The sequence below is a fragment of the Qipengyuania sp. genome (genome assembly GCF_048550555.1).
Taxonomy (GTDB): Bacteria; Pseudomonadota; Alphaproteobacteria; order Sphingomonadales; family Sphingomonadaceae; genus Qipengyuania.
The window spans coordinates 26816-49328 of the sequence record NZ_JBLYYF010000005.1 but is presented as its reverse complement, the minus strand read 5'-3'; the positions used below and the strand labels follow the sequence as shown (position 1 = coordinate 49328).

The 22513-nt window shown below is 66.2% G+C and carries 24 protein-coding genes; 16 read left to right on the top strand and 8 right to left on the bottom strand.

All coding sequences use genetic code 11. The annotated features are described in order from the left end of the window. The 3 genes from ACN4E0_RS00605 to smpB form a co-directional block, all read right to left on the bottom strand. Window positions 1–2149 (bottom strand): two-component system sensor histidine kinase NtrB (locus tag ACN4E0_RS00605; protein ID WP_419564400.1); only part of this gene is annotated, 2149 nt, incomplete at its 3' end. Further along, complete coding sequence (locus ACN4E0_RS00600; protein WP_419564398.1) at window positions 2146–2754, bottom strand: DUF2062 domain-containing protein; 609 nt, start codon at window positions 2752–2754, stop codon at window positions 2146–2148. The genes ACN4E0_RS00605 and ACN4E0_RS00600, both read right to left, overlap by 4 nt. Window positions 2755–2885: 131 nt before the next feature. Further along, entirely contained in the window at window positions 2886–3368 is a 483-nt protein-coding gene (gene smpB / locus ACN4E0_RS00595; RefSeq protein ID WP_221600038.1) for an SsrA-binding protein SmpB, read from the bottom strand. A 95-nt stretch (window positions 3369–3463) separates the two neighbouring features. On the opposite strand from smpB, the gene ACN4E0_RS00590 reads away from it, so the two are divergent. Continuing rightward, window positions 3464–4537 (top strand): succinylglutamate desuccinylase/aspartoacylase family protein, encoded by a 1074-nt coding sequence (locus tag ACN4E0_RS00590; RefSeq protein WP_419564396.1) that lies wholly within the window; start codon window positions 3464–3466, stop codon window positions 4535–4537. A gap of 1 nt (window position 4538) precedes the next feature. On the opposite strand, the gene dapA is transcribed toward ACN4E0_RS00590, so the two are convergent. Further along, window positions 4539–5420 carry a 4-hydroxy-tetrahydrodipicolinate synthase gene (gene dapA / locus ACN4E0_RS00585; RefSeq protein ID WP_419564394.1) on the bottom strand — a complete coding sequence of 294 codons (882 nt, stop codon included), beginning with the start codon at window positions 5418–5420 and terminating at the stop codon, window positions 4539–4541. A gap of 137 nt (window positions 5421–5557) precedes the next feature. On the opposite strand from dapA, the gene ACN4E0_RS00580 reads away from it, so the two are divergent. Genes ACN4E0_RS00580 through ACN4E0_RS00570 form a run of 3 tightly spaced genes read left to right on the top strand, consistent with a single transcriptional unit; the run spans window position 5558 to window position 8437 of the window. Next, window positions 5558–7459: a lytic transglycosylase domain-containing protein gene (locus ACN4E0_RS00580; RefSeq protein ID WP_419564402.1), complete on the top strand. Its 1902-nt coding sequence runs from the start codon at window positions 5558–5560 to the stop codon at window positions 7457–7459. Window positions 7460–7482: 23 nt separating this feature from the next. Next, window positions 7483–7962, top strand: coding sequence for a GreA/GreB family elongation factor (locus tag ACN4E0_RS00575; protein WP_419564392.1), 480 nt, complete (start codon window positions 7483–7485; stop codon window positions 7960–7962). After that, window positions 7955–8437 (top strand): invasion associated locus B family protein, encoded by a 483-nt coding sequence (locus tag ACN4E0_RS00570; RefSeq protein WP_419564390.1) that lies wholly within the window; start codon window positions 7955–7957, stop codon window positions 8435–8437. Before ACN4E0_RS00575 ends, ACN4E0_RS00570 begins: the two co-directional genes overlap by 8 nt. A 61-nt stretch (window positions 8438–8498) precedes the next feature. Here the strand turns inward: ACN4E0_RS00570 and ACN4E0_RS00565 are convergent, their stop codons facing one another. Continuing rightward, window positions 8499–9167 (bottom strand): outer membrane protein, encoded by a 669-nt coding sequence (locus ACN4E0_RS00565; RefSeq protein WP_419564388.1) that lies wholly within the window; start codon window positions 9165–9167, stop codon window positions 8499–8501. 293 nt (window positions 9168–9460) lie between these two features. Between ACN4E0_RS00565 and rlmN the strand changes: the two genes are divergently transcribed. The 8 genes from rlmN (at window position 9461) to ACN4E0_RS00525 (ending at window position 15479) form a co-directional block, all read left to right on the top strand. After that, complete coding sequence (gene rlmN / locus ACN4E0_RS00560) at window positions 9461–10717, top strand: 23S rRNA (adenine(2503)-C(2))-methyltransferase RlmN (RefSeq protein WP_419564387.1); 1257 nt, start codon at window positions 9461–9463, stop codon at window positions 10715–10717. Beyond that, window positions 10714–11427, top strand: coding sequence for a 2OG-Fe(II) oxygenase family protein (locus ACN4E0_RS00555; protein WP_419564385.1), 714 nt, complete (start codon window positions 10714–10716; stop codon window positions 11425–11427). The genes rlmN and ACN4E0_RS00555 overlap by 4 nt, the downstream gene beginning before the upstream one ends. A 19-nt stretch (window positions 11428–11446) precedes the next feature. Beyond that, entirely contained in the window at window positions 11447–12049 is a 603-nt protein-coding gene (locus tag ACN4E0_RS00550) for a class I SAM-dependent methyltransferase (RefSeq protein ID WP_419564383.1), read from the top strand. Further along, window positions 12046–12690, top strand: coding sequence for an MOSC domain-containing protein (locus tag ACN4E0_RS00545; RefSeq protein ID WP_419564381.1), 645 nt, complete (start codon window positions 12046–12048; stop codon window positions 12688–12690). The genes ACN4E0_RS00550 and ACN4E0_RS00545 overlap by 4 nt, the downstream gene beginning before the upstream one ends. Window positions 12691–12818: 128 nt before the next feature. Continuing rightward, window positions 12819–13205 (top strand): glycine zipper 2TM domain-containing protein, encoded by a 387-nt coding sequence (locus tag ACN4E0_RS00540; protein ID WP_419564379.1) that lies wholly within the window; start codon window positions 12819–12821, stop codon window positions 13203–13205. Window positions 13206–13309: 104 nt separating this feature from the next. After that, window positions 13310–14080, top strand: coding sequence for an SDR family oxidoreductase (locus tag ACN4E0_RS00535; protein WP_419564377.1), 771 nt, complete (start codon window positions 13310–13312; stop codon window positions 14078–14080). Then, on the top strand, window positions 14077–14742 hold the full coding sequence (locus tag ACN4E0_RS00530; RefSeq protein WP_419564375.1) for a cytochrome b/b6 domain-containing protein: 666 nt from the start codon (window positions 14077–14079) through the stop codon (window positions 14740–14742). Before ACN4E0_RS00535 ends, ACN4E0_RS00530 begins: the two co-directional genes overlap by 4 nt. Beyond that, on the top strand, window positions 14739–15479 hold the full coding sequence (locus ACN4E0_RS00525) for a molybdopterin-dependent oxidoreductase (RefSeq protein WP_419564373.1): 741 nt from the start codon (window positions 14739–14741) through the stop codon (window positions 15477–15479). The genes ACN4E0_RS00530 and ACN4E0_RS00525 overlap by 4 nt, the downstream gene beginning before the upstream one ends. Here ACN4E0_RS00525 and ACN4E0_RS00520 read toward each other — a convergent pair whose 3' ends face one another. Then, window positions 15480–15914, bottom strand: a complete 435-nt coding sequence (locus ACN4E0_RS00520) for a DUF1801 domain-containing protein (RefSeq protein WP_419564371.1) — start codon at window positions 15912–15914, stop codon at window positions 15480–15482. It lies immediately after the preceding gene. An 83-nt stretch (window positions 15915–15997) separates the two neighbouring features. Here ACN4E0_RS00520 and ACN4E0_RS00515 point away from each other — a divergent pair, with 83 nt between their 5' ends. After that, on the top strand, window positions 15998–17311 hold the full coding sequence (locus ACN4E0_RS00515) for a class I SAM-dependent methyltransferase (protein ID WP_419564369.1): 1314 nt from the start codon (window positions 15998–16000) through the stop codon (window positions 17309–17311). A 36-nt stretch (window positions 17312–17347) separates the two neighbouring features. On the opposite strand, the gene ACN4E0_RS00510 is transcribed toward ACN4E0_RS00515, so the two are convergent. After that, on the bottom strand, window positions 17348–18385 hold the full coding sequence (locus ACN4E0_RS00510; RefSeq protein WP_419564367.1) for a lipase family protein: 1038 nt from the start codon (window positions 18383–18385) through the stop codon (window positions 17348–17350). 187 nt (window positions 18386–18572) lie between these two features. On the opposite strand from ACN4E0_RS00510, the gene ACN4E0_RS00505 reads away from it, so the two are divergent. From ACN4E0_RS00505 to ACN4E0_RS00495, 3 genes are all read left to right on the top strand, one after another. Next, entirely contained in the window at window positions 18573–18836 is a 264-nt protein-coding gene (locus tag ACN4E0_RS00505) for a DksA/TraR family C4-type zinc finger protein (RefSeq protein ID WP_419564365.1), read from the top strand. Window positions 18837–18958: 122 nt separating this feature from the next. Then, the gene (locus ACN4E0_RS00500; protein WP_419564363.1) at window positions 18959–20173 is read left to right on the top strand and encodes an argininosuccinate synthase; all 1215 of its coding nucleotides are present in this window, start codon (window positions 18959–18961) and stop codon (window positions 20171–20173) included. A 908-nt stretch (window positions 20174–21081) separates the two neighbouring features. After that, window positions 21082–21600, top strand: coding sequence for a septal ring lytic transglycosylase RlpA family protein (locus ACN4E0_RS00495; RefSeq protein ID WP_419564361.1), 519 nt, complete (start codon window positions 21082–21084; stop codon window positions 21598–21600). Window positions 21601–21631: 31 nt separating this feature from the next. Here ACN4E0_RS00495 and ACN4E0_RS00490 read toward each other — a convergent pair whose 3' ends face one another. After that, a complete protein-coding gene (locus ACN4E0_RS00490) occupies window positions 21632–22189 on the bottom strand; it encodes a response regulator transcription factor (RefSeq protein ID WP_419564360.1) in 558 nt (185 codons plus the stop codon). Window positions 22190–22513: the final 324 nt, after the last annotated feature.

The following is a 22513-nucleotide window of genomic DNA, read 5'->3' as shown; positions in this document are numbered from 1 at the left end:
CCGCGCGGACCATGTCCTCGTCCTCGACCAGCAGCAGTTTGCCGCCCGCCGACCACTCGGTCGGCTTGGCTTCCTCGGGCTCCTCGCTGCGCATTTCGGCCGGCAGCTCGCCCTTGTGCACCGGCAGGTACATGGTGAAGCGCGCGCCGATCGGCGTCCCGTCGGGTCCCTGGACGTTGTCGGCGAAGATGAAGCCGTTCGACTGCTTGACGATCCCGTAGACCGTCGACAGCCCCAGCCCCGTGCCCTTGCCAAGCTCCTTGGTCGTGAAGAAGGGTTCGAAGATCTTGTTGAGATATTCTTCGGGGATACCGCCGCCGGTATCCTGCACGATGAGCACGGTATAGTCGTCGGCGGGCATGATATCGATGCCCATCTTGCGCACGTCGCGCGCCGAAACCCGGCGCGTGGCGAGCGTCAGCCGCCCCTTCCAGTCCTGCTTGCCGCGCTTCATAGCATGCGCCTGCATCGCATCGCGCGCGTTGACCGCGAGGTTGATGATGACCTGCTCGAGCTGCTGCGGGTCGGCGCGCACCGAGCCGAGCTCGCGGTCGTGGCGGACCGAGAACTCGATCTTTTCGCCCATCAGCCGCTTGAGCAGCTGGCTGACCTCGCTGACCACGTCGGGGAGCTGCAGCACCACCGGGCGCAGCGTCTGCTGGCGGCTGAAGGCGAGCAATTGCCGCGTCAGGCTGGCCGCGCGGTTCGAATTGGCCTTGATCTGCTGGATGTCGTCGTAATCGCTGTCGCCCGGCGTGTGGCGCAGCAGCATGAGGTCGCAATAGCCGATGATCGCGGTCAGCACGTTGTTGAAGTCATGCGCCACGCCGCCGGCGAGCTGGCCGACCGCCTGCATCTTGGTCGCCTGCGCGACCTGGCGGCGCAGGCGCTTCTCTTCGGAGGAATCGGAAATCGACAGCAGCACCGCGGCATCGCCCAGCCCGCGGACGCCGGCGAGCCCGATCGAGACCGGTTCCTCCTTGTCGTTGGCCAGTCGCACCGCCATGTCGCCACTCGCTGTCGCGCCCTTGGCGAAGCGCCGCACGGTATCGGCCATGGCCGCCTTGTCCTCGCGCACGACGAGGTCGGAGGGAAACTGCGGCAGACCGTGATCCACCCGCTCGACCGCGCGCAGGAAGGCCTTGTTCGCGAACAGGAAGCGGCCGTCGCGATCGGTCAGCGCCAGCCCCAGCGGGAGCGCGGAGAGCAGCGCTTCGAGCTGCGGGATCGCCGCCTTGCCGCTCCCCTCCCAGGCGCCGCCGATCCCCACCGTGCTGTCGACCAGAAGCATCATCGAAAGTGCCTCGTCGGCATCGCTCAGTCGCCCATCGCTCACCGCATCGAGCGGCACATGCACCAGCGTCTGCGGCGAGCCCTGCTGGCCTTCGCGGGCGAAGAAAATGCGATCGCGGTCGTCCGAGCGCAGCAATTGCACGAACTCCAGCCCGGCGAGCGAATTGTCCCCGCTGCCGGTCGCGCGCTCGGCCAGTCCCGGCGTCGTCGTCAGCACAATGCCGTCGGGCCCCACCAGCGCGAGTTCGATCCCGGCGCGCGAGATCAGTTCGCCCAGCCGGCCCGAAAGGCGCGTCGCGAGATCTTCGTAGCCGCGCTCCTCGCGTATCTCGGCAAAGCGCCAGACGAGATAGGCCTCGCTTCGCCCGCTGCGGTCGATCTGCAGCCGATAGCGCGTCTCGGAACCCTCGAACTGCACGATTTCGACCGTCGCCGTACCGTCGCGCCAGGCCTCGCGCATGGCGCCCATCACCGCTTCGCGTGAGGTGGCGTCGAAAGGCAGTTCGGTGGGCGAAGATGCCGCCTTGAACCAGGTTTCGTAGGTTGAATTGGCGCAGACCAGCCGGTTGGCGCGGTCGATGATGGCCACGCCGCGGCGGCGGTTCTCGATCGCGGCACTGGTCACCGACCAGTCGGGCGCGAAGACCGCCTCGTCGGCGACCGGGGCCTTGAGCCGGGCGACCAGTAGCAGCATCAGAAGGAGCGCGACCAGCGACCCGCCATAGGCCAGCGCGACGAGCGTCTGCTGGCCGACCAGCCAGATCAGCACGATCGAGACGATGCTGGCGACCGCGACACCGAGCATCAGCGGCAGAGGCGGCAGTCCGGAAACCGCGCTCTCTTCGCTCGCGATCATTCGCCGGTGCCCTGTTGCAGGCGTTCGTCGAGGCGCCGTTCCATCGCCAGCAGCCGGCGCCGGCGCTTGCGCGCGACGACGATGCGCCAGACGAAACCGGCTAGCAGATAGCCGATCGCCGCGCCGACAACGGCCAGCACGACGAATCCGAAGATGGTGACCAGCACGGTCACCCCGACGCCCTCGAACATCTCGAGGAACCAGGCCCAGCGCCCGCTGGTCATCTCGTCCTTCGCCGCGCCGCCGGTGGCGGCGAGGTCGATCTTGAGGATGAAGGATCCGAGCTTGTTGGCCACCACGGCCCAGAATGGGAAGGTGAACGGATTGGTGATGAAGGTCACCAGCGCCGAGAGCGGCACATTGGCGCGCGCCGGCAGCGCCATGAAGGCGGCGAGGAAGATCTGCCCGACGGGGATGATGAAGCCTGCGAAGATGCCCAGGGCCACGCCGCGCGGCACGCTGCGCCGCGTGAAACGCCACAGTTCGGGCGTCAGGAAGCGGTGCGCGATCGGGCGCAGGTACTTGTTCTGCGCCATTTCCTCGCGCGTGGGCATACGCATGCGGAACCAGTCCGCCAGGAAGGTCTTCGGTCTGTGCCCGCTCATTGCCACGCCTCCGCCATGCGCCGCCTGTTGGACGAGTTCAAGGGGGCGGCGACGACGGCTGGCGTAGAAATCGGCATGGCTGGCGATGTGGTTAACCGAGGCATGCTTTGTAAGGGCTGAACGGATGCAATTCAGCCGCGCTCGCGCATCAGCCGAGCCTTGTCGCGCTGCCAGTCGCGATCCTTGGTCGCCTGGCGCTTGTCATGCGCCTGCTTGCCCTTGGCGAGCGCAAGTTCGACCTTCGCCCTGCCGGTCGAATTGAAGTAGATCGACAGCGGCACCAGCGTCATGCCCTTGCGTTCGACCGCGCCGAACAGCTTCTCGATCTCGCGCGCGTGGAGCAGCAGCTTGCGCGGTCGCCGCGGTTCGTGATTGAGCCGGTTGCCATGCGAATATTCGGGGATGTTGGCATTGATCAACCAGACCTGGCCGTCGCGGACCTCGGCATAGCTTTCCTTGATGCTCGCCTCGCCGGCGCGCAGCGCCTTAACCTCGGTGCCCTGGAGCGCGAGGCCGGCCTCGAACGTGTCCTCGACATGATAGTCGAACCGTACGCGCCGGTTGTCGGCGACGGTCTTCTGCTTGTCGAAAGTGGCGGGTTTGGGACGGGCCATAAGGCGGGCGCATGTAGGCGAGCGGACGGCAGTTGGAAAGGGTGGGCCGGCGAAATTGCTTGCCAAGCACGGACCGCTCGTGGCGAATGCCGCCGATGCACAGCCCGACTTCGCACGAACCCTTCGCCATTCACGACAGCGTCGTGGCGCCGGGCACGCAGGCAACGGTGGAGATTCCCGTCAGCCAGCAGGTCACCGGTCTCCGTTCGACGCTGCCCCTGCGGGTCATGCACGGCAGCAAGCACGGGCCCTGCATCTTCGTGAGCGGCGCGATCCATGGCGACGAAATCATCGGCACAGCCGTGATCCAGCGGCTGCTCGAGCGCCTTTCTCCCGCGCAGCTTTCGGGCACGATCATCTTTGCCCCCGCGGTGAACATCTACGGCTTCGCCGCGCACAGCCGCTACCTCCCCGACCGACGCGACCTCAACCGGAGCTTCCCCGGCGCCGAGCACGGCAGTCTCGCCGCCCAACTGGCCCATTGTTTCCTCAAGCACGTGATCGACCGCTGCACGCTCGGGATCGACATTCATTCGGCCGCGGTGCACCGCTACAACCTCCCGCAGATCCGCATCGCCTCGGGCAGCCCCTATCTCAGCGAGCTGGCGATGGCCTTCGGCGCGCCGATCATCATCGAAAGCCCGCTGCGCCCGGGATCGATGCGCGCGCTGGCCGCCGATCGCGAGACCCCCATGCTGTTGCTCGAGGCGGGCGAGGCGCTGCGCTTCGACCGCTTCGCGCTCGAGGTCGGCGTGGCGGGGGTGATGCGCGTCCTCGCGCATGTCGGGATGATCGACGCCGACGACGGCCTCGCCGAAGTCGAGGTGCCCTTGCGCTCGAGCCGCTCGAGCTGGGTGCGCGCGCCGCGCGGCGGGGTCTCGCGGCGCGCGTGCAAGTCGGGCGACGTCGTGCGCGAGGGCGAGCTGCTGGCGCGGGTCGGCGGTTTGTTCGGCGAGAGTCCGGAGGATGTCGTCAGCCCGACCGACGGCGTGGTGATCGGCCATGCCACGCTACCCATCGTCAACCAGGGCGATGCGCTGTTCCATATCGCCGAGATCGACGGGCACGGCCATGCGGGCGAGCATGCCGACAGCATCGTCGAGGCGCTCGCGGTGAGCGAACCGCCCTTCCCCGCCGCGCCGCTGCTCGACGAGGACGAGGTGCTCTAGCTCAGATCAGCCCAGCGATCGCCAGCGCCTCGTCGACCGCCTTGCGGCTCGCCTCGCTGGCATTGACGAGCGGCAGGCGCACGTCGGGCGAAAACCAGTCGTGCACCCGGCTGAGCGCATATTTGACCGGCGCGGGGCTCGCGTCGGAGAACATCGCATAGTGAAGCGGGAACAGCCGGTCGTTGAGCTCGCGCGCCTTGACCAGGTCGTTGGCGGCGATCGCCTCGTGGAATTCGGCGCACAGCGCGGGCGCGACATTGGCGGTGACCGAGATGCAGCCCGCCCCGCCCGCGGCCGAGTGCGGCAGCCACAATTCGTCATTGCCCGAGAGCTGGCAGAATTCGTGGTCGAGCCCCATGCGGTGGTCGGCGACGCGCGAAAGATCGCCACTGGCGTCCTTGATGGCGACGATCCGCTTGGGATATTTGCGCACCAGTTCGACCACCGTCTCGTCCTCGATATCGGTCACGGTGCGCGACGGCACATTGTACATGACGATCGGCAGGTCGCTGTTCTCGGCAAGGAAGCTGAAATGCGCGATCAACCCGGCCTGGCTCGGGCGGTTGTAATAGGGCGCGACGCACAGCCCCGCTGCGGCGCCGGCCTTCTTGGCGAACTGCATGTGGAGCAGCGCATTGCGCGTATCGTTCGATCCGCACCCGGCGATGACCGGCACGCGGCCCGCCGCCTGCTCGATGCAGACCTCGATCACCCTGTGGTGCTCGGCATTGGAGATGGTCGAGGCCTCCCCGGTCGTGCCACAGGGCACCAGCGCCTTGCTGCCGTTGTCTATCTGCCAGTCGACCAGCTTGCGGAACGCGGCTTCGTCGAACGATCCGTCGCGAAAAGGAGTCGCCAGAGCCGGAATCGAGCCTGAGAACATTTACGTCGGTCCTGCGTTAGAGCTATGAAACAAGGCGAGTTTTCGTGGGCGCTGCCACAATTCATTCAGCGCCTGATAAGGAGGGGCGGGGCACGATGTCCAGCATGGGCAGAAAAAGACTTTTTACCTTGGCACTTATGGCCGGCAGCATGCTGGCCGTCCCCACCGTGGCGCAGGCGCAGGACGCGCCGCGAAACTACATGGTGGCGCAGCAGCCTGGCGCGATCGACCGGGCGATCGGCCAGTGGGAGTATCTGACCAAGCAGAATAACCTGCCCTTCGCCTCCTACGCCAATTTCGTCACCAGCTATCCCGATTTCCCCAAGCAGGAGGTCCTGCGCCGCCGCGCCGAGGCCGCGCTCGAGAGCGACGCGCCCACCCCGCAGACGCTGGTCGCCTTCTTCGACCGCTTCCCGCCGCTGACCAACAGCGCGCGCGCCCGCTACGCGCTGGCGCTGGCCTCGCTCGACCGGCCCGAGGCGCTCGACGTGGCCCGCGCAGCTTGGCGCGGGGGCACGATGAGCGGCCCCGCCGAACTCTACATGCAGGGGCTGTTCGGCAGCCGCCTCGCGCCCGAGGATCACGATGCGCGGATGGACGCGCTGTTGTGGCAGGGCAATTACGAGGCCGCCGCGCGTCATGTCGGGCGCGTCTCGCCCGCCTATCGCCCTATGGCGCAGGCACGACTGGCGCTGCTCCAGGGCAGCACGCCGGCGCAGGCCGGCCTGGCCGTGCCGCAGGGCGCGTTGAACGACGCCGGCTATGTCTACAACCTCACGCGCCACTACCGCAGTTCGGGTCAGCCCTATGAAGCGGTCAACCTGCTCTCGACCCGCGCGGCCTTCGTCGCCCCCGCGTTCGACGGCACCGAGTTCGTCAGCGAAGCGCTGGCAGTGGCCAAGAGCGCCGGCGCCACGCAGGCGGCCAGCATCGCGGGCAAGATCGACGACGTGTTCGCGCCGGGCACCGATATCTCGGACGGGTCCTACACGCTGCGCGACAAATACACCGACCTGATGTGGCTCGGCGGGACCAAGGCGCTGTGGTCGCTCGGCGACGGGGCCCAGGCCGCGCCGCTGTTCTACCGCTATGGCACTGCGGCCAAGACTCCGCTGACGCGCTCGAAGGGCTTCTACTGGGCCGGTCGCGCCGCGGCGCGCGCGGGCGACCGCGAAGGCGCGCAGCGCTATTGGGAAATGGCTGCGGACTATCCCGACTGGTATTACGGCCAGCTCGCGCTCAAGGAACTCGGCCGCCCGATACCCAGTTTCGCCGCCCTGCCCCAGCCCGAGGCATCGGAGCGCGCCGCGTTCGAGGCCGATCCGCTGACCGGGGCGCTGCGCTCGATCGCCCGCAACCGGCGCGACTGGCGCACCGAACGGGCCTTCTTCGAAGCCATCGCCGACAAGGCCGACACGCCGGGCGAAATGGCGCTGGTCGGCCAGCTGGCGCGCGAGACCGGGCTCGACGAACTCGCCGTGGTCGCCGGGCTGGTGGCGGGCGAGCACGGGCTGAAGGGCTTCGAACGGCTCGGCTTTCCCACTGTCGAGACGCATGCCGGAGCCAACTGGACCATGGTCCATGCGATCGCGCGGCAGGAAAGCGAATTCGACCGCAACCGTGTCAGCCATGCCGGCGCGCGCGGGATGATGCAGCTGATGCCGGGCACCGCGCGCGAGGAAGCGGGCAAGATCGGGGTCAATTACATGTCCGCCAGTCTGACCGACAGCCCGAGCTACAACATCCGCTTGGGCGATGCGCATTTCGCGCGGCTCATGGACCGCTATGGCGGGGCCTACCCGCTCGCCATCGCGGCCTACAATGCCGGGCCCGGGCGGGTGAACGAATGGCTCCGGCTGAACGGCGATCCGCGCAACGGCAGCGTCGACTGGGCGACCTGGATCGAGCAGATCCCGTCGAACTTCGAAACCCGCTATTACGTCATGCGGGTGATTGGCAACGCCGTGACCTATGCCAACATGCATCCCGACAAGTCGGCTGGATACGAGCGCGATATCGCCAATTACCTGCGGCGCTGATTTGCGCTAGGGGCGCACGCCTCATGCAAGGCAAGACCAATCCCGTGACCCCCGCCGGCTATGCCGCGATGAAGGCGCGCTACGACCATTTGCTCGGTACCGAGCGGCCGGAAATCGTCGAGATCGTCAGCTGGGCGGCGGGCAATGGCGACCGCAGCGAGAACGGCGACTATCTCTACGGGCGCAAGCGCATGCGCGAGATCGACCGCGAGCTCGCCCATCTCGCCCGGCGGATGAAGGCCGCGCGGGTGATCGACCCCGCCGAGCAGCCCGACAAGTCGCGCGCCTTCTTCGGCGCCACGTTGAGGCTCGCCGACGAGGACGACGAGGAACGCGTGGTGACGCTGGTCGGCGACGACGAGCAGGACGCGAGTGCCGGGCGGATCGGCTGGTCTTCCCCGCTCGCCCGTGCGCTCAAGGGCGCGGCGGTCGGGGATTTGCGCAGCGTGAGGCTTCCCGGCGGGCTCAAAGAATGGGAAGTCGTCGCGATCGACTATGCGTAATTCCGCCGCCCTGTTGCTGATCGCCCTCGCCGCCCCGCTCGCGGCCAAGGACAGCCTCGGCGTGTTTTACGACTGGGGCGCCTTTCGCGACGCTTCGGTCCCGCGGTGCTACGCCATCGCCGTTCCGGCGGCGAGCCAGGCGAACCGCGAGTTCGAACCCTTCGCCACCATCGGCACCTGGCCGCGACGCAACCTGCGCGGGCAGGTCCATTTCCGCCTGTCGCGCGCGCTCGCCGACACCGCAAACGTCGTCCTCCTCGTGGGGGGCAAGAGCTTTCGCCTGACCGGCGGCGGGGCCGATGCCTGGGCCGAGGATCGCACGATGGACGCGGCGATCGTCGCGGCCATGCGCTCGGCAACCCGCATGACCATCCGTGCGACCGACAATCGCGGACGCCGCTTCTCGAACGCCTATTCGCTTGCTGGCGCGGCGACCGCAATGGACGCTGCCACCCTGGCCTGCTCGCGCCGCTAATACGAAAAGGGGCCGGCAACCCGAAGGCGCCGACCCCACCCGTTCCGTTATCCGGACCGCCTTAGAAGCGGTAACCGAAGCCGAGCATCACCTGGTGACGGTCGACATCGATTTCGCCCAGATCGACGTCCGGCTGGTCGCCTTCGAAATCGAGTTCGGCGCTGCTGTAGTTCGAGTAGCGGTATTCGAGCTTGGCAAAGGTGTTTTCGTTGAGCGCATATTCCGCGCCCGCACCGATGCGGAAGCCGTCGGTGTCGATCTTGGCGCGATACTCGTCGCCATCGAACGAGCCGTTCACGTTGTAACGTGCATTGGTGTAACCGCCCTTGGCGTAGAGCAGCAGGTCCGGCGAGGCGAGGACACCGGCACGCACACCGACATAGAGATCGCGGCCGGCGTTGACGTCGCCCAGACCGAAGGTCTCGGCATCGCCGCCGTCGAATTCCACATCGGCGCTGGAATCGGTGATTTCACCTTCCAGGCCGAGAACCACGCCGCCGACATTGAAGTCGTAACCGATCGCACCGCCATAGGTTACGCCGTCAATCGACTGGTCGTTGTCTGTGTTGCCGTCGTCGTCGACCGTATCGCCGGCTTTGCTGATGTCGTAGCCGACAAGGGCCTCGACGCGCGGACCGGTAAAGGTGCCGTCGGTTGCGTCCTGGGCCATGGCGGGGGCCGAGATTGCCATCACCGAACCTGCGACGAGAAGGGCTGAGATCTTTTTCATTTGCGAACTCCGTTCTGTTTAGCCCGCAGCTTTTCGTGCTGCATGGACCGGAAGAACGGCGGAGTTGGTCATGCAGTTTCATTAACCTCGCACAACAGGATGTTGTTGCAGATTGAACACATATTGCGCGACGAACAGTGTCCTCCCGTCGATGAAATGCACACTCCGGAATGGATCGACGAGCTGCATCGAAATCAGACGAATGCACGGGAACGCAACCGCACGTGCGGCATTTTCCGCGCCCTCGCACATGCTTTGCAAACCGGGCGCTTGCCACTATATGCGCGGCTCCCATGGCCGATACGACCCTCATGAGCATCCCCGGGCAGGTAGACCCGGTTCCCGTCGCACGCGACATCACCCCGCGCGAGGATGGTCGCGTCGATCTCATCGGCCTGCCCAAGGACCGCATCCGCGAACTGTTCGAAGAGGCGGGTCTGGATCAGAAGCAGGCCAAGCTGCGCGCCAAGCAGGTGTTCCACTGGCTGTATCACCGCGGCGTGACCGATTTCGAAGCGATGACCGATATCGCCAAGACGATGCGCCCGTGGCTCGCCGAACGCTTCTTCATCGGCCGCCCCGACGTGGTCGAAGCGCAGCATTCGACCGACGGCACCCGCAAGTGGCTGCTCCGCACCTCCGACGGCCACGAATTCGAGATGGTCTTCATCCCCGATGCCGACCGCGGGACGCTGTGCGTATCGAGCCAGGTCGGCTGCACGCTCAACTGCCGCTTCTGCCACACCGGCACGATGCGCCTCGTACGCAACCTCACCCCGGGGGAGATCGTCGGCCAGGTCATGCTCGCGCGCGACGCGCTGGGCGAGTGGCCCAAGGGCAATATGAAATTCGATTTCGGGGCCGACCTCGATGTCGAGGAAGACAGCGCCGAATACACGTCCGACGGGCGCCTGCTGACCAACATCGTGATGATGGGCATGGGCGAGCCGCTCTACAATTTCGACAACGTCAAGGGCGCGCTCAAGCTGGTGATGGACGGCGACGGCCTCGCGCTGTCGAAGCGCCGCATCACGCTCTCGACCAGCGGCGTGGTGCCGATGATGGACCGCTGCGGCGAGGAGATCGGGGTGAACCTAGCGGTCTCGCTCCACGCGGTGACCAAGGAAATCCGCGACGAGATCGTCCCGCTCAACAAGAAGTACGGCATCGAGGAACTGCTCGAGGCCTGCGCCGCCTACCCGGGCGCCAGCAATGCGCGGCGGATCACTTTCGAATACGTCATGCTCAAGGACAAGAACGATACCGACGAGCATGCACGCGAACTCGTACGGCTGATCAAGCACTACAAACTGCCCGCCAAGGTGAACCTCATCCCGTTCAACCCTTGGCCCGGCGCGACCTATGAGTGCTCGACGCCCGAGCGGGTGAAGCGCTTCTCGGAGATCGTTTTCGAACACGGCATCAGCGCACCGGTGCGCACGCCGCGCGGGCGCGACATCGATGCCGCCTGCGGCCAGCTGAAAACCGCCGCCGAGAAGAAGAGCCGCGCCCAGCGCGATCGCGAAGCTGCCGAGGCCGCCCAATCGTGAAGTTCCTGCTGCCCGGCACGAGGGCAGCGCGCGCGGCGCTGAAGGACGAATTCCACGAAACCGGCCGCTGCTCGATCGCTCCGATCCTGAGCGACGAGGACGCGCTGGCCCTCGAGACCTTCCTGACCGAACTCGACGACTGGCACCGGATGCGCGGCTTCCAGAACCGCCGCTTCGACATGCCGCCCCGCCGCACGTGGGAGAGCAATCCCGCTGCGGTCGCCGAAAGCGACCGGATCGAACGCGCGATTGCGACCGACAGCGGCAAGGTCTTTGCCTATCGCTACGATGCAATCTCCATGGTCCCGGACGAGCTTGCCGCGCTGGGCGAGACCCCGCTTGCGGCCCTGCGCAAGGCGTTCACTGACGAAAGCACCCTCGCCTTCGTTCGCGAACTGAGCGAGGAGGAAACCGTGCGCGAGGTCGAGATCCAGGCCACGCGTTTCCGCGAGGGCGATTTCCTCTCGCAGCATCACGACGGACCGACCCACGACCGCAAGGTCGCAACCGTGCTCGGTCTGTCGCGCGACTGGATCGCCGACTGGGGCGGCAACCTGCTGTTCCCCTCGGTGGACGAGCGCGTCGAAGGCCTCTCGCCGGGCTTCAACCGGCTCGACCTGTTCGGCGTCCCGCAGTTCCATCTCGTAACCGCCGTGGCCGCGAGCGCACCCCGGCCGCGCATGGCGGTCTCCGGCTGGTTCGTGTCCTAGCGATGCCGGGTGGCCTCGCATGAGCGCCGACCCGGCCACCATCGCCTTCTACGAGGCGAGCGCCCCGCGCTATACGCTGAGCTTCGGACAGGCGCCGAGCCGCCATCTCGACAGCTTCCTCGACCGTCTCGAGCCCGGCGCCCGCGTGCTCGAGCTGGGTTGCGGCGGCGGCCGCGATTCGGGGCATATTCGCGAACGCGGCTTCGATCTCGATGCCACCGACGGCACACCCGCCATGGTCCGCAAGGCGAACGAGCGCTTCGACGTCGGCGCGCGGGTGATGCGCTTCGACGAGCTAGAGGCCGAGGACGAGTACGACGCGGTCTGGGCTCATGCCTGCCTGCTGCATGTCGCGCGCGCGGACCTGCCAGGAGTGCTCGCCGCGATCCACCGCGCGCTGCGGCTGGGCGGTTGGCATTTCGCCAACTACAAGCTCGGCGAGGGCGAAGGCCGCGACCCGCTGGGTCGCTTGACCAACCTGCCCCCCGAGGCCTGGCTCGAGCGCACCTATCGCGAAAGCGGTTTTGCCATCGTCGCGACCGAACGCTATCGCGGCGAAGGTGCGGACGGGGTCCAGCGCGACTGGTCGGCACTGACTCTGCGCAAGGAGGACGGCCTGTGACCGAGGTATTCGCGATCTGCACCGGCCAGCCGAAGCCCTTCAGGGGCTCCGAGACCAGCGCGATCGACAAGCGCCCGGTCGAGGGACCGGTCGGCATCGGCGTGCTCGGCATCGCCGGCGACAGCGTCGCCGACACCAAGCACCACGGCGGCGTCGACATGGCCGTCCACCACTACCCGCACGATCACTACGCCGCCTGGAACACATGGCTCGGCGAACATTCACTGCTGGCAGGCCCCGCGGCTTTCGGCGAGAACCTGATGGCCAGTGGACTGACCGAGGACGGCGTCCATATCGGCGACCGCTTCCGGCTAGGCAGCGCGCTGCTCGAGATCAGCCAGCCGCGCCAGCCCTGCTGGAAGATCGAGCATCGCTTCGACCGCAAGGGCATGGTTGCGCGCATTGTCGAACGGCACGATTGTGGCTGGTATTACCGGGTGATCGAGGAAGGCACGGCAGAGCCGGGCGATCTGCTCGAACGTGTCGAGCCCGGGCACGCAGACTGGACCGTCGCGCGCGTATTTGCCGCGCTCTACGATCCCGCGTATTCCCACTCGCCTGCCGAACTCCACGGGATCGCCGCGCTCGATCGGCTGTGCGAACCATGGCGCGACAAGGCCAGGAAACGGCTCGAAGCCTAGCGGTTCGTCGCGCGGGACCGGTCGGCTCATCGCTAATTTCGGCTTAATGCCGCCCGTTAATCCGAGGTTGTGGACCTCGCCAGCAGAGTCGTCGTTGACAAGCCGATACAGGCAATGAGGTAGCAACGATGAAGAAACTCACCCTCGCATTCGCAGCCGGCACCATGGCGCTGACCGGTCTCGGCATGGCCGCTCCCGCGGCGGCCGATCCGCCACACTGGGCGCCCGCCCATGGCAAGCGCGCCAAGGACCGTGCGATCTACGACAGCCGCGGCTATTACGCGCAGCCGCGCCGGATCACGCGCTCCGACCGCATGTGGCGCGGCAATGACGGGCGCTATTACTGCAGGCGCGACAACGGCACCACCGGTCTCGTGATCGGCGCGGGCGTCGGTGCGCTCGCGGGCCACGAGCTGGCCGGACGCGGCGACAGGACGCTCGGTGCGATCCTCGGCGGCGCGGTCGGCGCGCTGGTCGGTCGCGAAATCGACCGTGGCAGCCTGAGCTGCCGCTAAAGGAACAAGCCAGCCGCAAGGCTGCGCATCGGGCGCGCCGTCACCTTTCCCTCTGGTGGCGGCGCGTCTTTCCTTTGTCCCGCGGGCCGCTATGGTCGCCGGCGATGACCGAGACCAGGCCAGCAGTGCTCGTGACCGGCGGGGCGAAGCGGATCGGCGCGGCGATCACCCGCGCCTTCGCCGCGGCGGGCTGGCATGTGGTGATCCACCACGGCTCCTCGCGCCAGGAGGCCGAGGCGCTGGCCGTCAGCCTCCCCTCCGCCGAAGCCGTGCAGTGCGACCTTGCCGATGGCGATGCCGCCGCGGCGATGGTCGGCATGCTGGCCGGGCGCCTCGCTGACTGGCGCGCGCTGGTCAATTGCGCAGCCGTGTTCGAACCCGACGCGGTGACCGCGCTGGATACCGAGACCAACCGCCGCGCGATGCAGATCAATTCCCGCACCCCCGCGCGCATGGCGCAGTCCTATCTCGCGCAGGCCCGTGCGCAGGGCGGACGGCGCGTCATCCAGCTGACCGACCAGAAGCTCGCCAATCCCAATCCCGATTTCTTCAGCTACACGATGAGCAAGCACGCCGTGGCCGCCACCATCCCCATGCTGGCGATGGGCGCCGCGGGGCCGGACGACCGGGTCTATGCCCTCGCCCCCGGTGCGATCCTCGCCAGCCACGACCAGGACGAGGCCGAGACCGAGGTCTCGCACCGCATGAACCTGCTCTGCCGCAAGACCGGCGCCGACGAAGTCGCCGATGCCGCGCTGTTCCTGGCGCAGGGCCACCTTGCCAGCGGGCAGACGATCTATATCGACAGCGGGCAGCACCTGCTCGCGCAACCGCGCGACGTGATCTACCTCGCGCGCGCGGAGCGGGCCCGGTGAAGCGCCATGCCCTGACAACCCGGCTGTGGCACTGGTTCAACCTCCTGTGCGTGGTCGTGCTGTTCATGTCGGGGCTGACGATCTCCAATGCGCACCGCCGGCTCTACTGGGGCGACTGGGGCTTTTCCGCCGAACAGGCCTGGCTGGCCGTGCCGCGCTTTCCCGACTGGATGACGATTCCCGGATATTACAGTCTCGCCGTCGCTCGCGACTGGCATATCCTGATGGCGTGGCCCTTTGCGCTCGGACTCGCCTTCATGTGGATCGCCATGCTTACGAACCGCCACTTCGCGCGAGACATCGCCACCAGCCGGAAGGAATGGCGACCCGCGGCGATCTGGCACGACGTGGTCGAGCACCTGAAGCTCCACTTCGAGCACGAGGACAGCAAGTACAATTTCCTCCAGAAGCTCGCCTACGGCCTCGTCCTCGGCGTCTTCCTGCCGATGATGGTGCTCACAGGAATGTCGATCAGCCCCGGCATGGAGCCGACGCTCGGTTGGCTGGTCGAGCTGTTCGGCGGGCGGCAGTCGGCGCGCAGCCTGCACTTCATATTCGCCTTCGCGATCGCGGCTTTTTTCGTGGTGCACGTCGTGCTGGTCCTCCTCTCGGGCCCGATCCACCAGATTCGCGACATGATAACCGGGGGGCACGACCAATGAAGCGCCGCAATTTCCTGGTCGCGGCCGGCGCCGCCTTCGTCGCCGGATGCAACCGGATTGCCGAAAGCGTTGCGGGGAAGTCGCTGCTCTACGCCGCCGAAGGCTGGCACAGGGGTGCGCAGCGGCTGCTGACCGGCCGCCGGGCGCTCGCGCCTGAATATCCCAGGAGCGCGATTTCGCCCTTCTTCCGCGGCAATGGCTCGACCGACCCTCAGAACGGCAACTATCCGCAGCATGTCGAGGAAGGTTTCGCCAACTGGCGGCTCGAGGTGCGCGGACTGGTCGACCATCCGCTCAGCCTCAGTCTCGAAAATATCCGCAAGCTTCCCCAGCGCAGCCAGATAACGCGCCACGACTGCGTGGAAGGATGGAGCGCGATCGGCGAATGGACCGGCCCGCAGCTCGCGGTGCTGCTCAAGGCGGCGGGGCTGAGGCCAGAGGCGAAGTTCGTCGTCTTCCGCTGCGCCGACGAATACAAAGGCGGGCGCTATTACGAGAGCGTCGATATCGAAGACGCCTTCCACCCGCAGACGATCGTCGCGCACAGCCTCAACGGCGAACCGCTCCCGGTCCGCAATGGCGCGCCGCTGCGCATGCGGATCGAGCGCCAGCTGGGCTACAAGCACGCCAAGTACCTGACCGCGATCGAAGCGGTCGCCAGCCTCGACGATATCGGCGAAGGTCTGGGCGGCTATTGGGAGGACCGCGCCGGCTACCAGTGGTACGCCGGCATCTGATCAGTCGGGATAGCGGACGAGCGACCGTTTCCAGCCGAGTGCGATCATCTCTTCCAGTACCGCCAGGTCGATGTCCGCCAGCTTGTTGACAGAGAGGCACGCGGCGCCGCGCGAATGCTTCCCGAGCCGCGCCAGCAGCGGAGCGAAGGCCGCCTCCTCGCTCTCCTCGCCGCATTGCAGGATGTAGAGCGAATGCTTCGCCTTGCGCGGGCTGAAGCCCTGGCGGCACATGTCACCCTCGCGCCCGCTCTCGTAGCGATAGTGATAGCGACCGTAGCCGACGATGCTCGGCCCCCACATTTTCGCGGGCTGGCCCGTCACCTTGCGGAACAGCGCGTCGAGCACTTCGGCTTCCTCGCGTTTCCTCTCGGGCTCGACGGCGGCGATGAATTCGGCCGGTTCGACCGCCGTCTCGACCGTTTTCGCTTCCGCCATGGTGAACGCCTCGCTTCGATTGACACCACCATCCTTGTGCCACAGACCTCCCCGAGGGGAAACAGAGGAGAGGACCGGCGCCTATGTGGCTGCTCGACAAATTTCTGAAATCGGCGATCAGGCGCGGATGCATGGTGGTGACGGACCACGACGGAAAGACCTTCGAATACGGCAGCGACGATGGCAGCGGATCACCGCCGCTCCGCATCCGGCTGACCGACAAGAAGGCCGCCAACCACATCGCGCGCTATCCGCAGGTCGGCGCGGGCGAGGCCTTCATGTGGGGCTGGCTCGAGGTCGAGGAGCCGCACGACATCCGCGACCTGGTGCTGTTCGTGACGATGAACGCCAAGCGCGAGGCAGGCGCATCGCTCAAGCCCAAGGGGCCGCTGCGCAAGGCGGCGCAGAAGCTCCTCGCCAAGGCCGACAGCGTCAACCTGCGCACCAAGGCGCGCAAGAACGCCGAGCACACCTACAATCTCACGCGCGAGCTTTACGAGCGCTTCCTCGACGAAGACCGCCAGTACACCATGGCCTATTACCGCGAGGATCCCGACAGCACCTCGCTGGAGAAGGCGCAGCTCGACAAAAAGGCGCATCTCGCGGCCAAGATGTACATCCAGCCCCCCAAGGACGGAAAACGCCAGCGGATCCTCGACATCGGTTGCGGCTGGGGCGGTTTCGCGCTCTATCTCGCGCGGCACTACGACGTCGAGGTCATGGGCGTAGCGCTCGCGCCCGACCAGATCGCCTTCTGCAAGGAACGCGCCGAAGAAGCCGGGGTCGCCGACAGGGTGACATTCGAGCTGATGGACTATCGCGACGTGCAGGGGCAGTTCGACCGCATCAGTTCGGTGGGCCTGCTCGAACATGTCGGCACGCCGCACTACCCGCAGTTCTACGAGCACACGAATCGCTTGCTCGCGCCCGACGGAGTGATGATCAGCCACTGCTGCGGCCGCGCAGGCCCGCCGGGCTTCACCGACAAATGGACCCGCAAGTACATCTTCCCCGGCGGCTATATCCCCGCCCTCTCCGAACTCGTCACGCAGAGCGAGAAGCACGGCTGGCAGGTGATGGATGTGGAGGCGATGCGCTTCCACTACAGCCACACGCTCGAGGAGTGGTACAAGCGCACGGTATTGCATCGGCGCGAAATCACCGAACTCTACGACGAGCGCTTCTACCGCATGTGGCTGTTCTACCTCGCCGGCGCCGAGCAGAGCTTCCGCCACGGCAACATGGTCAACTGGCAGATCCAGTATGTGAAGGACCGCGCCGCGATCCCGATGACGCGCGAATATGTCGAGGCGGAAAGCGCCCGCCTGCGCGCGGCGGACGAGGGCAAGGTACCGCAATGGCGCTTCGACCCGGCGCTAAAGGAGGCGGCGGAGTAGCGCGTTCAGGCACGCTGCTCCGGCACCGCTGACTCTTCAATCGAGGATGGCCTCGAACTCGACCCGCAGGTCTTCGATCTCCGGTTGTGGCCAGTTCCGCCGGGTTACCGCAGGCCAATAGGAATTGACCGCCGAATGCGCTCCCGCGATGGTTTCGCTATGGTCACTCTGGATCGCCGCGAGGATGACGTGTTGCGAATGGGAGATGGCGACTGCGCCGGAGTCTATGACACTCGTCGCGGGATCCGGGCCGTCGTAAAAGACCAGCTCGCCGCAAAGGTGGTAGCCGGCATACATCTGGTCGAAGATGGGACGGAGGGCGTAGGACAGCAGGCTGCTGCAATATTGGGCGTTCATATCCCGGATGTTGAAGCTGTCATAGGGCGGGACGAAGGGCACGATATCGCTCCACCGCTGAAACCGCATCGCTCTGGTGATCACCCGCTGGCTTGCGAAGAATGACACGAAGGTGGCGTCGCCCAGAAGCGGACAGGCATAGGAATAGACCTCGATCGCGGCGGGCCTGCTTCCGTTCACCCCGGTCAGCTCGTTGGCGATGATCACCGCCAGCAGTTGCGATAGCGCGGCCCCCTTCGAATGACCGGTGACGCGGATACCCTTGACCTTCGAATAGTCGACGCTGGCGAGGCCAGCCTGGAAACTGCCGCCGAAGTAGCCGCCTAGCAACAGATAGGGCCACAGGGTGAAGGCCGCGCGGCGAAAGCCGCGATGCACCCTGCCCGATTGCGGATTGGGATAGAGCGGCTCGAGAAAGGTTTCGTCATCCTCGTACCAGTCCTCGAGCGTCGCGATCAGTTCCCAGAAGCTGCTCGTGTCGAGCAGGGTCCCCCGGATGGAAAGCGTGATCCAGCCATCGTCGGCAAGTGTCCAGAAAGCCGCGTCGATATCGCTCTCGCCCAGCTGGAAGGCGTTGACTTCGCCGACGATTCCCGCGTGCGACCAATAGGGTTCGACCTGACCGACCTGATCCTGCGCAATGAAGTAGGCAAGTATCGCATTGGCCAGCATCTTCGTTTCGATCGTAGGCGCCGTCGCCTGAGTATCCTCTCCCATCACACTCCCCCCAGATGCTCTTCAGGACCTGTTGCCTGAAGTGTTATTACTTCCCTTTATTGTGGCAATATTATGGTCGAGTGCGGAGTCTTGAGCTGGAAGCGGCTTGAGCGGGGGACCCATCGCGCTTCCGCACCGTTATTGGTATCTATCGAGGAACAGTACTCACCTGCAGGAAGGATGCAGCATGGCAGGCGGATGGGCGCGCGATGGCGCGGTTCAGGACCAGATCGACGACACGGTGTCCGACGCGGTGAGCGCCGCGCGGGCACGCATGCCCTCGGGCGAGAGCGAACAGTGGTGCGTCGAATGCGGCGAGGAAATTCCGGAGAAACGGCGCGTGGCGCTGCCCGGGGTGAAGCGCTGCGTCGCCTGCCAAAGCGGGAAGGATGCAAACCAGCGTCAGGCAGGCATCAACCGGCGCGGCAGCAAGGACAGTCAGCTCCGCTGACGGCGCGGTGTATCGCGGCGGGTGGTTCGCCAAACTGCGCTTCCGCTCGGCCAAGCGTGAATCGATTGCCTTTCCGCCCCCTCCCCTGCTAGCGGCGCGCGCAAAGCAGCAAGGTGCCCGCAATGTCCGATATCCGTCGCGTCGTCCTCGCCTATTCCGGCGGCCTCGATACTTCCGTCATCGCCAAGTGGCTCGAGGTGGAGCGTGGGCTGGAGGTGGTCACCTTCACCGCCGATCTCGGCCAAGGCGAGGAAATCGAGCCGGCGCGCGCCAAGGCCCGCGCGATGGGCATCCCCGACGAGCATATCTTCATCGAGGATCTGCGCGAGGAATTCGTGCGCGATTTCGTCTTCCCGATGATGCGCGCCAATGCGCGCTACGAGGGCGACTACCTGCTCGGCACCTCGATCGCGCGCCCGCTGATTTCGAAGCGCCTCGTCGAGATTGCGCACGAGACCGGCGCCGATGCGATCGCCCACGGCGCGACCGGCAAGGGCAACGACCAAGTCCGCTTCGAACTGTCGGCCTATGCCCTGGATCCGGATATCAAGGTCATCGCCCCGTGGCGCGAATGGGATCTCACCAGCCGCACCGCGCTGATCGCCTGGGCCGAGGCGCACCAGATCGCCGTACCCAAGGACAAGCGCGGCGAAAGCCCCTTCTCGACCGACGCCAACCTCCTCCACACCTCGTCGGAGGGCAAGGTCCTCGAGGACCCGTGGGAGGAGACGCCCGACTACGTCTATTCGCGCACCGACCACCCCGAGGATGCGCCCGACGCGCCCGAGTACGTCACCATCGATTTCGAGAAGGGCGACGGCACGGCGCTGAATGGCAAGGCGATGAGCCCCGCCACCCTGCTCGCCGCGCTGAACGATCTCGGCCGCAAGCACGGGATCGGCCGGCTCGACCTCGTCGAGAACCGTTTCGTGGGGATGAAGAGCCGCGGCATGTACGAGACGCCCGGCGGCGAGATCTATGCCCGCGCGCATCGCGGGATCGAGCAGATCACGCTCGATCGGGGCGCGGCGCATCTCAAGGACGAGCTGATGCCGCGCTATGCCGAGCTGGTCTACAACGGCCTGTGGTTCAGCCCCGAGCGCGAGATGCTCCAGGCCGCGGTCGACCTCAGCCAGCAAAAGGTCTCGGGCACCGTCCGGCTCAAGCTCTACAAGGGCAATGCCATGGTCGTCGGCCGCAAGTCGCCGAACTCGCTCTATTCCGAAGCGCATGTCACCTTCGAGGACGATGCCGGCGCCTACGACCAGAAGGACGCCGAGGGCTTCATCAAGCTCAACGCGCTGCGGCTGCGGCTGCTCGCCAAGCGCGACCGTTAGTTGCGCTGCAACACGCTTGTGCGGCGCAATATTGCGCCGCCAACGGTACGAGTATTTCATTTTTGCGATGAGCGGTTGAGTTATCCACCCCGCTCCACAGCGAAAAGCGGGGAAAGTGGAAAACTCTACTCTTGTGCGCTGGACGAATCATCCGATCAGGCGCAGCTTCAACTCATCGGAACGGCGAGGAACTTCCACCGGATCGACGGTCTAACGACCTGAAATCAAGGAGAAATTCCACACCGGAAAGACATGGAAGGTGCTGTCCATGTGTTTTCGAGACCGTCATGCGGAGGACTCCGGTCCAAGGCAAGATGGTCGATGACGGAACACACTGTACGTCTTTCATGGATCGGGCCAGCCCGGTCGGATGCCGAGGCGGCATCTAAGAGACGGTCTTCGGACCCGATCATAGGTGCAGCCGCTCGAGGCCCCGGCCATGAACGGAGGGTTCGATCGCGGAGCTGCCTGTCGAAGGCCGGCCTGCGACGGAAGCGAGGGTCTTCGGACCTGGCGCACCAGAGCGGGGCGACTGGAGGGTGGAGCCGGATGCCGGTGCGAGCGCCGGTGACAGAACCGGAAGCGGTGCCTTCGGGCGCGGCGGAAGGGAAAACATCGGATGCCAAGTTCTTGTCTTCGGACACGACCACGCATCGGTGAGAGTGGGGTCGGCAGCGATGCCGGCCCCATTTGCTATGCGCACCCCGGCGCCCCGGGGTCGATTCGCAATCGGACGATCCACGGCTTGTGTGGACGCCTCCCGAGGCCCGCTAAATGCTGTGCGGGACGCCATGATCGTTCCCCAAGCACGATGAACTGTGGCAGGAATGGGGCGATCGCCTCCGGTCGTAACGACTCGGTCGACCTGCTCGCCTATAGACCTTCCAACCGAACGGGAGGTCCAGATCATGGCCAAACGCGCGTTTCGCACCTTGTGTTTCCTTGCTGCCGTAGCGCTGCCCGCCACCGCGGCGCAGCCCAAGGAGCACGTCCACAGCGCCCAGCCCCGGGCCACCGAATTCGAGGCAAGCTTTGCCGGCTTCGAGGCGCTGCCGCCCGCTGTCGCCCCTGCGGCCCGCGCGGTCGACCTGCGGACGATCGAGCCGGCGGTCGAGGCGCCGCGCACCACCACGCCGATCGCGGGCGGGGTCGCATCCTATTACGGCCGGCGCTTCCACGGCCGCCGCACCGCCAGCGGCGAGACCTTCGACATGAACGCGATGACCGCGGCGCACCGCACGCTGCCCTTCGGCTCACTGGTCGAAGTGACCAATCCGCGCACCGGCAAGACGGTGACCGTGCGGATCAACGATCGCGGCCCCTTCCACGGCGGCCGTGTGATCGACGTCAGCCGCGCCGCGGCGGAAGAGCTCGGGCTGATCGCCCACGGCCGCGACACGGTCGAGCTCGCGCTCCTCAACGGGTAGGCATTGCATCGCCCGCTCGCGGGCGACGGCGTCAGGCGGCGAGTTCGCGTTCGTCGGGTGACGCCAGCGAGGGGGCCAGTTCGGCTTCCACCGACAGGCGCACGGCGGCAGCGAGATTGCGCACGCCGAGCTTGGTCAGCACATTGGCGCGGTGAAGCTCGACGGTGCGCGGGCTGATCCCCAGCGTGCGTGCGACTTCCTTGCTCGAATAGCCCTCGCACACCCCGTTGAGCACTTCCTTCTCGCGCGGCGAGAGCGCGCCGATGCGCTGCTTGGCCTGCGCCTGTTCGAGCGTGGCGGTGGCGCCCTGGCGCCGGCGCGTCATGATGTTCGCCAGGCAACGCCGCAGTTCCTCGCCCGTGGCGGGCCATTCGAGATAGCCCACCGCGCCGGTGCCGAGCACGTCCATGACCCGAGCGATGCTCGCCTGTTCGGCATAGGCCACCATCGGGTAGAACCTGCCCGCCGCCTCCAGCGCCTGCTGGGTCTCGGCGAGGAGATCGCCCCCGTCGTGGACCAGCATCCAGGCCTGGTCGGGCCAGCGCCCACCCAGATCCTCGAGCGTATCGGCGGGGACGACATAACCCACGTCCCCCAGTGCCAAAGTCAGTTCGTGACGATTACGATAATTTCCATCAACGACAATAAACGTGGTGCCATGCATCCCGTTTCGATCCCGTAACTGTGTCAAGCCCCCAGCCCGGGAATGCGATGAATTCCCCCAACTGTCGGATGAATAGCTACCGGGACCCCTGTGTTTACCCTAGTCACCCTGTTGGAGGTCACCACATCGGATGACATCCGTGTTAGGTATATTTCGCGCGTCGATCGAAGGTCGGCGTTAACCATGGGGTATATGGTTACCGGAAACGCGCTGGCGCAGCCACGTTGCGGCACCGCGAGACTTGCCTGT